Genomic DNA, 14,079 nt, shown 5'->3' with positions numbered 1-14,079 from the left:
TGCCGCGAAGGCATCAGGATTCTAAGCCGGAAGCATGCCTTTGCGCGTAAGACCTCCCCGCCGGATCCTTGCCGGAATCGCAGCCGTCCCGGCGCTGGCGCTGTCGACCCTGGCTGTCGGAGGTTACTTCGACGCACAACCGATCGCATACCTCGATCCCGCAGGTCCCGTACATGGCGACGAAGCGGTCGTCTTTCTGTCGGGTGACATGGGCCTGCGCGTGGGAGCCGGCGAAGGTGCGGTGGAAGAGCTGCGCAAGCGGGGCCTTCCGGTGCTCGCAATCAATTCCTCGGGCTTGTTCGGCCGCGGTCGCGACCGTGCCTATGTCGATGCGCTGGTTTCCGATGCGATGCGGCAGGCGCTGGCCCGGCCCGGTGTGCACAGGCTCGCTCTTGTCGGCAGTTCTTTCGGTGCGGATGTGCTTGGCACCGGCGTCGGCAGCCTTCCTCCCGACTTGCGCGCAAAGATCGCGTCGGTGGTGCTCGTCGTTCCGGGGACCGATGTCTACTTCCAGGCAAATCCCAGCGGACTGACCTACCTCGGCAGACCCGACAGCGACCCCCGCCGCACGGCGCGACTGCTCCGCGGTTTGCCCGTCACCTGCATTTATGGCCTGCGCGAAAGCGAAACGCTCTGCCGCCAGCCTGAGCTTTCCAACGCTAACATCGTCGGCATCGACGACGGCCACCTCATGCTGCGCCACTATGGCGAGCTCGCCAGAAGAGTCGCCGATTCTGCCCTTTTTCCACCCAAACCCATGGATTGAGTACCTTAACATGATGTCGGTGAAACGGCTCGGCCTCGCCTTGATGGCGCTGCTTGTGGTTCCTCAGCTTGCGCTTGCCAGTCTGACCACGAATGGCAGCGATCCGCTGTGCGGCTCGTGGCACAACGATGACAACTCTGTCGCAATACGCATCGATCCATGCGGCGGCGCGCTCTGCGGTGTCATCACCAGCGCCAACGCCACGGCAGTGGCCGATGCACGTGCGGCAGGCACGACACAACTGATTGGCCTGCCGCTGTTCCAGGGGTACAAGCGGGATGGCCAGAACCACTGGAGCGGGACCGTCTTCGTCCCCGACCTCGGCCACCGCTTTTCCTCACACATAACACTGATCGACCGCGATCACGCCAAGGTTGCGGGTTGTCTCTTCGGCAGTTTCCTGTGTCAGTCCGAAATCTGGCAACGGATATGACTGCCGCCATCGCCGAACTTCCGAAACGTCTGGATTGGCGGCGTTGCGCCGGCATCTTCGGTATGCTGGCGACCCTCGTGCTGCTGATCGTACTCTCGCAGCACGCCATCCAGAACGTCAGAGTGGACGAGGTCAAGGCTGCGTTTCGCGACCTCGGCACGCTCCGCACGCTTATGGCCGTGCTCTTTACTGCGGCGAGCTACGTCCTGCTCACGTTTTACGATCGCCTCGCATTGCAGATGCTCGGCGTTCGCGTTCCCGTGGGCGTCACCATGCGGGCGGCTTTCACCAGCTATGCCGTTTCCCACACGCTGGGCTTCGGGGCGATCACGGGGGGATCTGCGCGCCTGCGCATTTATGGCAAGGCAGGTTTGCCCACGCGCACGATCGCCCGGATCGTGGCGATTGCAGGCGTCGCCTTCTGGATTGGCGTCACGTTCGCCACCACGCTTGCGCTTCTTGCGATTCCCCGGCCGATCCACCTTCCAACCTTTGATCTCGAACCGGGCGTGGCCCATGCTGCAGGACTGGCGGTTCTGGCACTCCTCGCCGCCCTAATTTTCGGAGTCCGCCGCGCCCTGCCGGAAAAGCTGCGTGCCAGGATCGAACTGATCGCGTGGCCATCGATGGCGACCATGGCCCTGCTCGCGCTGGTCTCGGTTGCCGATCTAACATTTGCCAGCCTCGCTCTCTATGTCCTGCTTCCGCATGCAGGACTTTCGTTCGCTGGCCTCGTACTGGCCTATGCGCTCGCCATCGCCTTGGGCCTCGTCCTTCACGTTCCCGGCGGACTCGGCGTGTTCGAGGCGGTCATCGTCGCCACCATAGGTTCGCGCGCAAGTACTGCGTCGATCCTTGGTGCCCTCGTCGCCTATCGTGCGGTCTATTACCTGCTGCCGCTTTGCATTGCGCTGTCACTCAATGCTGCGATCGAAAGCGAGCGGAGCGTCAGCTGGGCGTCGGCTCTGCTGATGCGCGCCACCGCCCCCGCACGCCGGCTGGCACTGGCGCTGAGCCCGATGTTCTTTGCGGGAATGAGCTTTGCCGGGGGCATCGTGTTGCTCCTTTCAGGTGCCGTGCCGGCAGAGCATGATCGCTTGCATCACCTTGTGCACCTGGTGCCGCTGCCCTTCATCGAAACCTCGCACCTTGCCGCAAGCCTGGTCGGCACCGGCTTGCTGCTCGTTGCTCCAGCCCTGGCACAGCGGCTTGCCAGCGGCCTTCGCGCGGCTCGCCTGCTTTTCCTGCTCGGCGCGATGTTCTCGCTGGCAAAGGGTCTCGACTTCGAGGAGGCCATGGTCATGCTGGCCATGGTCGCGCTCCTGCAGTTGGCCGCGCCGGCATTCTATCGCGGACGCAAGGCTGCTTTCTCGACCCACAACCTCCCGTGGCTGCTCGCCGCTGGGGCGGCCGTCATCGCGGCGACAGCGATCGGTGCCATGTTTCACGATGCCGATCGGTTCCGGTCCGACTTGTGGTGGCACTTTGCGCTCTATGGCGATGGACCGCGCGCGCTCCGGGCGAGCTTCGCAACCAGCGTCCTGATCTTTGCCTTCGCAATGCGCGAATGGATGAGCAGACCCCGGGCAATCGGCGGGCAGACCCACCTGCCTCAAGCCGTCATCGATCGCGCAACATCCGTGTGCCCTCGCAGCGACGCAGCGCTTGCTCATACCGGAGACAAGCGGTTCCTGGTTTCGACCGACGGTGAATGCTTCATCATGTTCCGTCCTCGCGGAAGGACATGGGTGGTGATGGGTGATCCGGTCGGCACACGCGATCACTGGCACCAACTCGTTTGGGACTTGCGCCGCCTGGCCGATGCGAGCAACGCCCTGCTATGCTTTTACCAAGCAAGCGCGGAACTTCTGCCGGTACTCGTCGAACTGGGCCTTTCGGTCATGAAGTACGGCGAGGAAGCAATCGTCGATCCCCGCAGCTTCTCCCTAGTCGGCCCACGGATGAAAAGCCTGCGCAACAGCTGCGCGCGTGCACGGCGCGACGGCCTGACGTTGCGGATCATTTCGCCAGACGAAGTGCAAGACTGGATGGACCGGCTGCGTCCGATCTCCGAAATCTGGCTCGACGAGCATAAGACGCAGGAGAAAGGCTTCAGCCTCGGCCGCTTCGATCTTTCCTACTTGCGACACTTTGCCATCGCGGTCGTTCTGCGCGACGAACAGCCGGTCGCCTTTGCCAACATCTGGCGGTCTGGTGACGGCGGCGAGATGTCGGTCGATCTGATGCGGCAATTGCCTGATGCGCCTCCAGGGACGATGGACTTCCTCCTGACCAGCCTGATCGAGCATGCTCGTTCAAGTGGTGCCGCTCGGTTCAACCTTGGCCTTGCGCCGCTTTCGGGGCTTCCGGGCGGCAGACTGGCCCCTTTCTGGGCCCGCCTTGCCCGGGTGGTCCACGATGTCGGTGGCCGGGTCTACAACTTCGCAGGCCTGCGCTTCTACAAGCAGAAGTATGCGCCCGCCTGGGAAAGCCGCTATCTCGCTTGTCCGCAAGGTCCTCAAGGATTCTTCGCGGTAGGAGCCGTCATTGCACTCGTTTCAGGGGGAAACCGCGGGTGAAATGGCCTGCAGATGCAGGGCCGGTCTTAACTCGGGATCAACATGGAACGACAAGCAAACCGCCGGTTAACGGTTGGCTGGAACACGTGATGGCACAGCTTTTGATGGTTGCGTTACAATGATATGGAAGCAACTTAACTAGGTTTGTTCCGGAGCTCTTCATGAGCGTTCGCGCCACCGTCTTGCTTGCAGCCTTGATCGTGACAAGCCTGCTTGGGCAGGCGCCGGCTTTCGCGCGGGGTCCGGACCACAAGATCGTGATCTTGCGATCGCTCAGGATCGGCGGCGAAGACGGCCCGACCATCCGGCGATCGGTAACGGTGCTGAAGCCTGATGACAGCGGCTGCCGCGCGGGCGACGCCGACGATTGCGAATATCTTGCGCGACGCTTCGAAAACAAGGCCCAGCTCAGGCTCGGCCATGAACTTTATTCGCCGGGTGCTGCCAGCGCGCTTTATTTCAAGGCCTGCAACCTGGGGCGCGGGCGCGATTGCATCAGGGCCATCGAACTCGGCTCGATGGAAACCGGCGGCAGCTTTGGGGAAAAGGACGCCCCCCCGAACAGTGCCACTTTGGTGACATTGGCGCGAGAACAGGCGTGCAATCTTGGCATATTGGAACAGTGCGGCCTCTTTGCCCGCGCGTTGATCGATGGAACCGGCATTGGAGCCGACCCTCCGCGAGCTGCTGCCCTCGCCTATCAAACCTGCCGCCGCAAAGATCGCGGGTCATGCCTGACCTGGGCAAGCCTGCTTGCCACCGGCAATGGGACCAAGGCCGAGCCGGCCCAGGCGCGTGAATTGTTGATACAAGGCTGCCGAAGGGCGGAGCCTGGCTTCTGCGGCGCCTTGGGCAATCTGGCACTCGGCACCGCCTTCGGCGCCCCGGATGCCGAAATGGCGCAATCCACGCTGGCCAATGGCTGTGCCCAAGGCGATGCGCAGTCCTGTGTAGATGCCGGGCGGACCATCCTGACGAACAGGATCACAGCCCCGGCAGCCCGCAGTGCAGCCGACTTTTATGACGATGCGTGCAAGATCAACCAGGACTTGTGCATCCTCGCCGGTGACGTGCGCAATTACCCCGACCGGTTGAAGCAGTGTCAGGACGGCACCTCGGAATTCGCGTGCCAGTTGGTCGGAGAAATGGCGGAGAAGCCTGACTCGCCATTCTACGATCCCGCGCAGGCCGTGCTTGCGTATGAAAGGATATGTGGACCGGACGGGATCTTGTGGTGCGTGGCCGCTGCCCGGCTTCTGGCGTCCTCCTGGGAGCTCGAAAGTAAACTGCCCGCAGCCCGGCGGCTCCGGCTTTACCAATACGGATGCGCATTCGATGGTCTGTCCTGCAAACTTGCCGGCGATCTCTCGGCGCGGGGCGAAGGTACGGAACGCGATCCTGGCGCGGCGCTTGCGCTTTACGGCAAGGCTTGTCGCCTGGACTATGGCGACGCCTGCATCAGCGCCAGCCAGTTTCAGATCGACAACCCGACCCTTGCGCCTCTCGCCGCTGACGCAACTTTCGGCACCGACGAAGACGTCATCTCAGACTATCAGGCAAGACATCCCTACTGCGGTCGTTTCGAAGTCCAGATCGAGGACCGTACCTACTCTGCGGACGATGGCCGCCGATGTCTGGGGGTCGTCAACGGCATTGCAGTGCCACGCGGCGGCGCGCCTTGGCAGGCGCTGGTCGAGCGCCCGGAAAATGTTGCCGGCCGCACCTTTGCAGGTGGAGACAGGGTGCTGTGCGGGGGGAGCCTGATCGCAAAGGGCTGGATCCTGACGGCGGCACACTGCCTGAGCGATCATCTGGACAAGAATGGCGCCATCGACATCGCCACGTCAGGGTACAAGGTGCGTCTGGGCACAAACGACATCTCAAAGCCCAGCGGGCAGCGATATCGCATCCTGCAAGCGATCCCCCACCCCAATTTCCTGAAGCAAGGACCAGAACAACGGCGCGTCGCTTATGACATTGCGCTGCTCAGAATAGATGACCTTCATCCCGAAGTGATTGGCGTCCCAGGCGAAATGCGGACGATCCGACTGGATCCGGAAAGCATCGATGAACGCAAGATCGAACAAGGGGCCAATGTCAGGGTCTTCGGTTGGGGCTGGACGAAGCCCGAAGACAGCGCTGGCTCGCTAAAGCTCAACCAGGCTCCCCTCCAGCTCGCCAGCCTTGACGCCTGTACCGACCAGACCAAGCTGACGGACAACCAGCGGAGGAATTCGGTGCTCTGCGCCTTCGGCTCGAACGGCCAGCAAGCCTGCTATGGAGACAGTGGCGGGCCGCTCGTTTCATACGACCCCGTGTCAGTCCTTGGAAACGGCCGAATGGCGTCAGACCGCAAGGTTCCAACGCTCATTGCGGTGGTAAGCAAGGGCGTCTGCGGCGTGGGCGATGTGGCCAGCCGGTACACGCGGGTCGCCAAGTTTGCGGACTGGATCCGCAAGACCATCGATGCCCCGGGCAACCGCTGATCCTGCAGGTCCAGCCGACGTAAATTCAGTTCGACTTCGGCGGAACCGGGTTCCCGGTATCAGAGGCACCTTCCGAAGCCGCCGCGTCGACGGCCGGATCGTCCGAGGGCGCAGCGCTTGCATCGTCGGTAGCTTCGGCCGAAGCCGTCGCAGTGTCGGTAGCGGCCGGCTTGTCGTCACCTTGGCCACATCCGGCAAGAGCAAGCGATCCCGCACAGGCCAGAACAAGTGCAATCTTCTTCATGCAGATTCCCCCTTTTGCCGAAAGTGGCGGCATCGAAGCTATCGCGCTGTAAGCCCGGTTAGCAAGCGCCCAAAATCGCCCTCTTTGCGCAAGGGATCGAGCATCCAGTCGGTGGGAGCAAGCAGCAACCCCGCATCGCGCACCTCGCGCGCTTTGCGCAGACGATCCAGCGCCGCCGGCACGTCGTTCCACTGGGCCAGCACCTGCGCCTGCTGGTACAGACCGTTGTTGCCAAAGTCGGCCACCAGCTTGTCAAAGTCGCGCTTCGCGCCCGCCTGGTCTCCAAGCCGCGCTCTGGCGATCGCCGAACCGGCGAGCGCGAACAGCGGCGTGGCTTCCTGCCGGTACTCCTCGAGCGCCGCTTTCGCGTCCCCCTTTGCCAACAGCACGTTGCCGATTGAAAAGTGTGCGGTCGCGATGCGATTGTTGAGCTCGATGGCCTTGCGCATTTGCCGCATGGCGTCGCCGAAATCGCGCGCGGCATAGGCAACGTATCCGGCCGTGCGGAACACCCGTGCGTTTAGAGGGTCGAGGCGGATGGCCTTGGCCGCTAGGGGTGCCGCCGTTGCATTGTCCCCGGCAAACGCGAAGTAGGTCGCGGCTGATCGGAGGACGTCCGCGTCGCCGATCGCAAGGTCCCGCGCCCGGCGATAATGGGGCAAGGCCGCCGCCGTGGCGAGCTCGCCGTTGTTGAGCGCATAGCCAAGCGCCAGATGCCCCTGCGCAAGTTCCGGCGCCAAAGCGATCGCGCGCTGCGCAGCCTCGATGGCCGATGCATAAAGCCCTCGCACGGCCCCGGAATCGCCCGTCTCGTTGGCAATCGCGGCCAGCATGGTCGAACGCATGGCGTGCGCCTGCGCGTAGTTGCCGTCGCGGCTGATCGCGGCTTCAAATTGCGCAAGCGCCGCGCGATCCGTTTCTTCCCCCGCCGAAAGCTCGAAATAGGCGCGCCCGCGCAGATATGCGTCGTGCGCGGCGACATCGCTGGTCCCGCCGATGTCACGCTGCGCCACAGCGCTTTGGCGCGCCACATCATCGCCTGCCACTTCGGCAACGAGAGCGACGGCAACCGTCTCGGCGATTTCCGTCTGGAGTGCAAATACGTCGGAAAGCTTGCGATCGAAGCGTTCCGCCCACCGCACCATCGCGTCGCTGCCTCTGACCAGCTCGGCCGTGATACGCACTGCATCGCCCGACCGCTGCACGCTGCCCCGAAGCACGTTGGCAACACCCAGCTTCGACGAAACGGCCATGACGTCGTCCCCCGCATCGCGCAGACTGACGGACGAGGCAGGAGCCGCGACGTGAAGCCGTGGGTTGCGCGCCAGAACGGCCCGCACCTCTTCCGACAGTCCGTCCGAAAACCATGCCTGTGACCGGTCCGGAGAGAGATTCTGGAACGGCATCACCGCAACCGAATTCTCACCCACGCTACCGGGCAGCCGCAGCAGTCCCCTGGACACCGCAAATCCGACACCACCGATGCCGGCGGCCAGAGTCGCCGCGCCCGCCCCGATCAGCACATTGCGCCGTGAACGCTTCGGCACCCGCCGCGGTATCGCCGGAACCTCGGCTCCGAAGCGCGCAAATACCGCGCGCAGGATCGCCAGCGCCTCTGCATCGTCGGCACGGCCGCGCCAGCGTGCGATATCGACGACCTGTACCTGCCGGAAGCCCAGCGGCGGTTCGGTACCATCCAGCCCCAACGGAACGAGACAGCCGCGTACCCGGCCCTGTTCGGCTTCGTCGCGGACCCAGTGCGATGCCACAGCCGTCACCGACCAGAGGACGACCACCGCGTCGGCGGAGGTCAGGGCCGCTTCGATCTCCGGCAGGAAGGCCTGTCCGCCCTCCAGCTGGCCATCCCACCACACCTTGCAGCCAGCGCCTTCCAGCAGCGCGACGACTTGGGCCGCTCGCGCGCGATCCGGCCGGGAATAGCTGACGAAAACAGAACCGGGGGAACCGCCTGTGACTGTCGCGTCGTCAGCTGCTGAACCAGTTTCCCCCATCAAGACTGCAATTTAGCGCCTATTGCGGGGCAAAGCCAGCATATCGCACCGCACACACCGCGCATGGTCGCCTTTGATCGGGGACAATGCAGGCGGCCTCGGCAAAGCGCATCCCGAAAAGCAGCAAGCACATCACAGGCCGACCGGAGGACCAAGATGACTCACCTGTCCAAGCAGCTTCACAACGAATTTCCCCACGACCAGGCCACTCTCAGGAAACTGAAAAGCGAAAACCCGCACTTCGAACGCCTCAACCGGGCACATTCCGAAATCGATGCACGCATCTATCACGCTGAAATCGGTGTCGAACCTCTGTCGCAAGTTCTGCTGGAAGACTTGAAGAAACAACGTCTTGCGCTGCTCGATGAAATCTCGGCGTTGGTCCGCAACTCGCGTCAGCCAGTCGATTAGGAAAGGCTTCTGGCCCGTCTAGACAATGCGCTGGTGGTCAGCGTCGCGAAGTTCTCCACAAGTACACGCTGACGGGGCTTTAATTCGGATTTGACCACTGCTTCCGCATTCAACACCATGGCGCGCGAAGAGGGGGGGCTTTGCGTGCCGAATATTTCCTATGAATCCTTTGCGTGGTGGTCGAACTACCACATGACTGTGACTCGCCCGGATGTCGCAGACATCGGGGCGACAGACTTCGCCAATGGGGACTTGCCACCCGGCATCGTGGAGTTGGCACGCATACACCTCGCCGACATCGACGGACTTGGCCCGCTCGAACGGCTCGGCCACATCGCGCCGGTCCTGCAAGGTTATCTTGCCCACATCGCAGAGCGCATCGCCAACCCGGTGTTCGTTCCCGGCGTACCCCACCAGCCCGGGGTTCCATTCGCTGCCGGCATGGTCGGAACGGCGTGGAGTTTCGCCCCCCTCATCGGCGCGCCTATGTCGCAATTGATGTGCGGCGGCCTCTCGTTCGTCGGGCTTCTTCCGACCTCGCATCGCAATTCGGCGAGCCCCTATCCTGCGGATCGACTGGTAATCGCAGGGGGCGGCACGCGCGGGCGTGAGCTGGTCGATTGGGCCGAGCCGAAGGGGCTGAGCTTGCCGACGAGCGGCAGCTTTCTCGGCCCGACCGTCGCCGGCGCGGCAGCAACCGCGACGCATGGCTCGCGCCTTGGCTTCGGCGGAACGCAGGACATGATCGTCGGCATCCATCTGGTGGCAGGACCGGACAAGCACTGGTGGATCGAGCGGGATGGTGCGCCGGTACTTTCCGACGCCGGCATAGCAGCCCTGGCCGATGGCGGCACGCCACCTGAAGTACGCCGGGATACCGCCCTGTTCGAAGCCGCGCTCGTGCACCTCGGCGCCATGGGCATCGTTGCCGGCGTCGCCATCGAGCTTGCCCAGCTTGCCCGTTACCAGCGCTTTCGCATCGACCAGCCCCTGAAAGAGGATGTGCTGGACACCATCGCCCGTGGAGACTTCGAGGCGCTGGCCCGCGATCTCGGTCGAACCGAGCGGCCGGTCTTCTATGAGCTCACGATCGATCCGCACGCTCCGTACGGCCCTCACGCACTGCATACGCTCTATCTTGAACCTACGCCCGCGCACCAAGCCGAGCAGGGCAGTGCCGAACGGGCGCCGATCGCGGGCGAAGCCGTGGTGAAGATGGCGTCGAGCCTTTTCGCCCATGGACCGAGCGAAGCAGCCTCCCAGATTGCAGCCCAAGATGCTGTTGCGGCGTCCGACCCGGTCGAAGACCTGATCCGCGCCCTGCTGGACAACCATCCAAGCGCATTCGATTTCTATCGCGACACCGGCAGCTTCGGTGCAGCCGGCAAAATCTGGCCGCCGCAAAGCTGGGGCCAATTGCACGATAGCGATGCCTTGACCGGTGGCGTCCCCGGCTCGCTCTACAATGCGTCCTTCGCGATCGATCGCAGCCAGTTGCGCACGGCAATCGAAGCGATCTGTGCCGCCGTTGCGCCACTTCCCGGGACGTTTGTCTTCACCGTCCGTTTCGTCAGCCACGCGAGCGGCACGCTGGCCTTCACCCGCTTTCCGGAAACGGCAGTGATCGAAATCGATGGACTGTCCCCCTTCATCTGCAACAAGGCCGCAGCCCATCCCGATGCTTCGGGCCATCCGCTGCCCCCACCGGCCGTCGCCGGCCTCAGGCAGCTTGCCACGGTGCTGCCCGCGGGGGCCAGAGCCGTGCGTGCCGCGCTTGATGGTGCCAGCGTTGCGTTTTCGATGCACTGGGGCAAGCTCGGCGATCTGGATAGCGCGAAGGTGCATGCAGACTACGGCCCGGTCAGCGACCCGGCATCACCGCTGATGCGCTGGCGCAAGGCCCGCGAAACGCTGCTCGACGATTTCGGGCGATCGATCTTCTGGAACCCCGCCGTCAAGCAATACGGGGTTGTGGAATGATCCGGCGCGTCTTCCCCCTCGCGCTGTCGCTGTTCGCCGCAGGGTGCAGCACCACCGGTCCGATCGCGTTCGAATGCAGGGGCCTAGAAGGCGATAAGGGCTACGCCCAGCCACAACCGCAATCGGCCTATGTCCGGCAGATCCGCGGCCAGGCGCGGCCCGGCGCATTGCCCCGCCCCCCCGCCGGATTGGCGGAGATGATGGCCCCCGTCGAAGCGGCCGCACCGGTCCAGGGGAGCGCTCCTGTCGAAGACGGCAAGGCCCCCGTGCTGACGCTTGAGCAGGCTCTGCAGCAATCGGAACAGGAAGCCAAGGCGGTAGAAAAGGCCACCGTCAACGCGCATGCCTTTGCCGAAGGCTGGTCTTTCACAACGCCGAACCAGCCGATTTCGGCGGACCTGCTGCTTTCCGGTGGCGGTCAGTGGGGAGCATACGGCGCGGGCTTCCTCTCGCGGCTGCACGCCAAGGGGTTTGACCGGAACTACCACTTTGGCACGGTGACCGGGGTCAGCACCGGCGCCTTCCAGGCCCTGTTCGTCGGAGCGGGTGGGGACGAAGACTTCCGCGCACTTTCAGCCGTCTATGCACCGCCCAGCGAAGCTTATCTCGTTCGGCGTTATCGCCCCACCATGCTGGCGGCCGTCACCGGCGAAATGGCCGCCATCGCCCGCCTCAGGGTCCGTCTCGAAGACGCGCTCTGTTCGCGCGCGTTGCTCGCCCAATCGCTCAAAGTTGGCCAGTCGCTCAGCCCGGAAGCTGTTGCTGCTACCTGCCCGATGATCGCGCGGCTTGCCCGGTCCGGCGGCACGAAAGTACCCGGACTTCCGGCGCCGCCCGCGCTGTCACGGAACGTGTTCGTTGGCATGGTGCGGGCCGATGATGGTGAATTCATGATGGCCAACGCCACGCGCATCGCCCAGGATCTGTTCACGGCCGATGCCGTCAGAAGGGGCATTTCCCCGGCCTCGGTGCGCAACGCCCAGCAGTGCCTTGCCGGTATCGGCCTCGCCAGCGCGGCCATGCCGCTGTTCTACCAGCAGGTCCAGATCGCCGACCCGGGCACCGGCGGGAAGAAGCGCACGTACTACGACGGCGGCGTACGGCAATCGGTGTTCGAGGCGGAGCTTGCGCAGGCAAGGCAGAGTGCTGAAAACAAGCGGCCGATCTTCGTGCTTCGCAACGGCCCCACCGCATTGCTGAAGCGGATCAGGGCGCCGGGCAGCAAGGTCGAGCGGGACGTTCCGGGCGCGGACGAAAAGGTCAACAATACAGCCAACCCACTGGACGCTGCCATGCGTGCGGAAAAGATCGTCGTGAACCAGGTCGAGGTGCAGTCGATCGCCGACCTGCGCCTGACAAACCCGGATGGCCCCGTCTATTTCACCACGGCGGATGGTTTCCATGACTTTACCCCGTCGTCACCCCGCGCGTTCTGCGCCAAGCGCAACAAGGACATCATGTTCGATGACCTCTTCATGCTGTGCTTGCGCGATTATGGAGCGGCCTACGCGGATCGCGGGACCAGCGAAACGCTGTTGCTGGATGCCTGGACGCGGTTGGTTACAGCGCAGGAACTCAAGCGCCGATAGCTAGCACATGAACCGGCAGTCGACGGCTAGCGTCGCCCGACGAGCCTTATCGAAGCGCTCCCAAGGGCCGCCCCAAGAACAAGGTGAACGAACACGGCATCCCACTGCGCAAATCGCATCCAGCCGATTCCCGTCCGCAAGGACGTGTAAGCCAGCCTTGCAGCGATGGCTGCCGGCACGATTCTGGTTGCGGAAGTCATCGTCGCTCTCCCCTGCTCGCGGCGCGGCTGCGCGCACCTTTTGAGGTTGAAGCGTCGATGGGCTCAGGCGGTTCCTGCCTATGCTGCGCAAATCTGCGACAGCTTAAAGCGCCTGCCCCGCAGCATGGGCCGAGGCCCAAGCCCACTGGAAGTTGTAGCCGCCAAGCCAGCCCGTAACGTCGACAGCCTCGCCGATGGCGAACAGCCCCGGCACCTTTCGGGCCTCCATCGTCTGGGACGAAAGTTCTGCCGTGCTGATTCCACCGGCGGTAACCTCAGCCTTGGCGAAACCTTCGCTGCCGTTGGGCATGAAGCGCCACCGCGCCAGCCGCTCCTGCGCCGCGCGCAAGGTCTTGTCCTGAACGGCACCCAGTTCCTGATTCACGCCGATGGCCTCGCCCAGCGCGCCGGCCAGCCGGTCGGGCAGCGCCTCCGACAAGGCACGGCGCAGCGTGCTGCGCGGACGCTCGCGCTTGGCCGACAGCAGCCAATCGGGCCGAGCGTCGGGCAGGAAGTCGATCAGGATCGGCTCGCCATGGCGCCAGTAGGACGACGCCTGAAGAATTGCCGGCCCAGAAAGTCCGCGGTGGGTAAACAGGGCTGCCTCGCGAAAAGCCGCTTTCCCCGCCCTCGCCAGCACGGGGGCGGATACGCCCGACAGCTCGCGAAACAGCGCGTCTTCCCCGGCGAGCGTCAGCGGCACCAGCGCCGGACGCGGTTGCACGACCTTGAGCCCGAACTGCCGCGCCAGGTCATAGGCGAATCCGGTTGCGCCCATCTTGGGAATCGATGGACCGCCTGTGGCGATAACCAGCTTGGAGGCTGCAAGCGCAGGGCCCGCTGACGTACTCACATGGAACATGCCGTCGGCATGGTGCACCTTCGAGATGCCGCTACCTGTCCGGATTTCGACCGCACTGGCGCGACACTCCTCCACCAGCATGGCAACGATCTGGCGTGCGGAGCCATCACAAAACAGCTGGCCCAGCGTCTTTTCGTGCCAGGCTATGCCGTACCGCTCGACGAGAGCCAGGAAATCGGCGGGCGTGTAGCGTGCCAGCGCAGAGCGGGCAAAGTGTGCGTTTTCGGAAAGGTAGCGGTCCGGAGCGGTGTGCAGATTGGTAAAGTTGCACCGGCCTCCGCCCGAAATCAGGATCTTCTTGCCCACCTCGTCCGCATGATCGATCACGGTGACGCGGCGGCCGCGCGCGCCTGCGGTTGCCGCGCAGAACAGCCCTGCAGCGCCCGCGCCGAGCACGATGACATCATGGGTGGAAGGCATGGGCTCGCCCTAGCGTGCCGACACCCATGTGGAAAGGCGTTGTCGTCGCCGCCCCGACCGCGCACTCTCGGCCATATCATCATCGCTCGGGAGATTT

10 protein-coding genes are annotated in these 14,079 nt (G+C 64.0%); 7 read left to right on the top strand and 3 right to left on the bottom strand.

Annotated elements, in window-relative coordinates:
• Positions 1-40: 40 nt before the first annotated feature.
• The 4 genes from HHL27_RS07490 (at position 41) to HHL27_RS07475 (ending at position 6,264) form a co-directional block, all read left to right on the top strand.
• The gene (locus tag HHL27_RS07490; protein WP_420874031.1) at positions 41-766 is read left to right on the top strand and encodes an AcvB/VirJ family lysyl-phosphatidylglycerol hydrolase; all 726 of its coding nucleotides are present in this window, start codon (positions 41-43) and stop codon (positions 764-766) included.
• A gap of 10 nt (positions 767-776) precedes the next feature.
• Complete coding sequence (locus HHL27_RS07485; RefSeq protein WP_169492720.1) at positions 777-1,199, top strand: DUF2147 domain-containing protein; 423 nt, start codon at positions 777-779, stop codon at positions 1,197-1,199.
• Entirely contained in the window at positions 1,196-3,778 is a 2,583-nt protein-coding gene (mprF, locus tag HHL27_RS07480) for a bifunctional lysylphosphatidylglycerol flippase/synthetase MprF (protein ID WP_240959458.1), read from the top strand. The genes HHL27_RS07485 and mprF overlap by 4 nt, the downstream gene beginning before the upstream one ends.
• 161 nt (positions 3,779-3,939) lie before the next feature.
• On the top strand, positions 3,940-6,264 hold the full coding sequence (locus tag HHL27_RS07475; RefSeq protein WP_169492719.1) for a trypsin-like serine protease: 2,325 nt from the start codon (positions 3,940-3,942) through the stop codon (positions 6,262-6,264).
• 25 nt (positions 6,265-6,289) lie between these two features.
• Here HHL27_RS07475 and HHL27_RS07470 read toward each other — a convergent pair whose 3' ends face one another.
• Together HHL27_RS07470 and HHL27_RS07465 are read right to left on the bottom strand one after the other, a co-directional pair.
• Positions 6,290-6,508 (bottom strand): hypothetical protein, encoded by a 219-nt coding sequence (locus HHL27_RS07470; RefSeq protein ID WP_169492718.1) that lies wholly within the window; start codon positions 6,506-6,508, stop codon positions 6,290-6,292.
• Positions 6,509-6,546: 38 nt separating this feature from the next.
• Positions 6,547-8,520, bottom strand: a complete 1,974-nt coding sequence (locus HHL27_RS07465) for a TIR domain-containing protein (protein WP_206069426.1) — start codon at positions 8,518-8,520, stop codon at positions 6,547-6,549.
• Positions 8,521-8,676: 156 nt separating this feature from the next.
• On the opposite strand from HHL27_RS07465, the gene HHL27_RS07460 reads away from it, so the two are divergent.
• From HHL27_RS07460 to HHL27_RS07450, 3 genes are all read left to right on the top strand, one after another.
• Positions 8,677-8,931 (top strand): HP1242/YdcH family protein, encoded by a 255-nt coding sequence (locus HHL27_RS07460; protein ID WP_169492716.1) that lies wholly within the window; start codon positions 8,677-8,679, stop codon positions 8,929-8,931.
• Positions 8,932-9,075: 144 nt separating this feature from the next.
• Complete coding sequence (locus HHL27_RS07455) at positions 9,076-10,911, top strand: FAD-binding protein (protein ID WP_169492715.1); 1,836 nt, start codon at positions 9,076-9,078, stop codon at positions 10,909-10,911.
• Positions 10,908-12,500: a patatin-like phospholipase family protein gene (locus HHL27_RS07450; protein WP_169492714.1), complete on the top strand. Its 1,593-nt coding sequence runs from the start codon at positions 10,908-10,910 to the stop codon at positions 12,498-12,500. The genes HHL27_RS07455 and HHL27_RS07450 overlap by 4 nt, the downstream gene beginning before the upstream one ends.
• A gap of 303 nt (positions 12,501-12,803) precedes the next feature.
• Here HHL27_RS07450 and HHL27_RS07445 read toward each other — a convergent pair whose 3' ends face one another.
• Positions 12,804-13,982, bottom strand: a complete 1,179-nt coding sequence (locus HHL27_RS07445) for a BaiN/RdsA family NAD(P)/FAD-dependent oxidoreductase (protein WP_169492713.1) — start codon at positions 13,980-13,982, stop codon at positions 12,804-12,806.
• Between the last annotated feature and the right edge of the window lie 97 nt (positions 13,983-14,079).

The sequence above is a fragment of the Novosphingobium olei genome, assembly GCF_012927405.1.
GTDB classification, from domain to species: Bacteria; Pseudomonadota; Alphaproteobacteria; order Sphingomonadales; family Sphingomonadaceae; genus Novosphingobium; species Novosphingobium olei.
The sequence above is the reverse complement of the archived record's forward strand: the minus strand, read 5'-3'. Positions and strand labels throughout refer to the sequence as shown.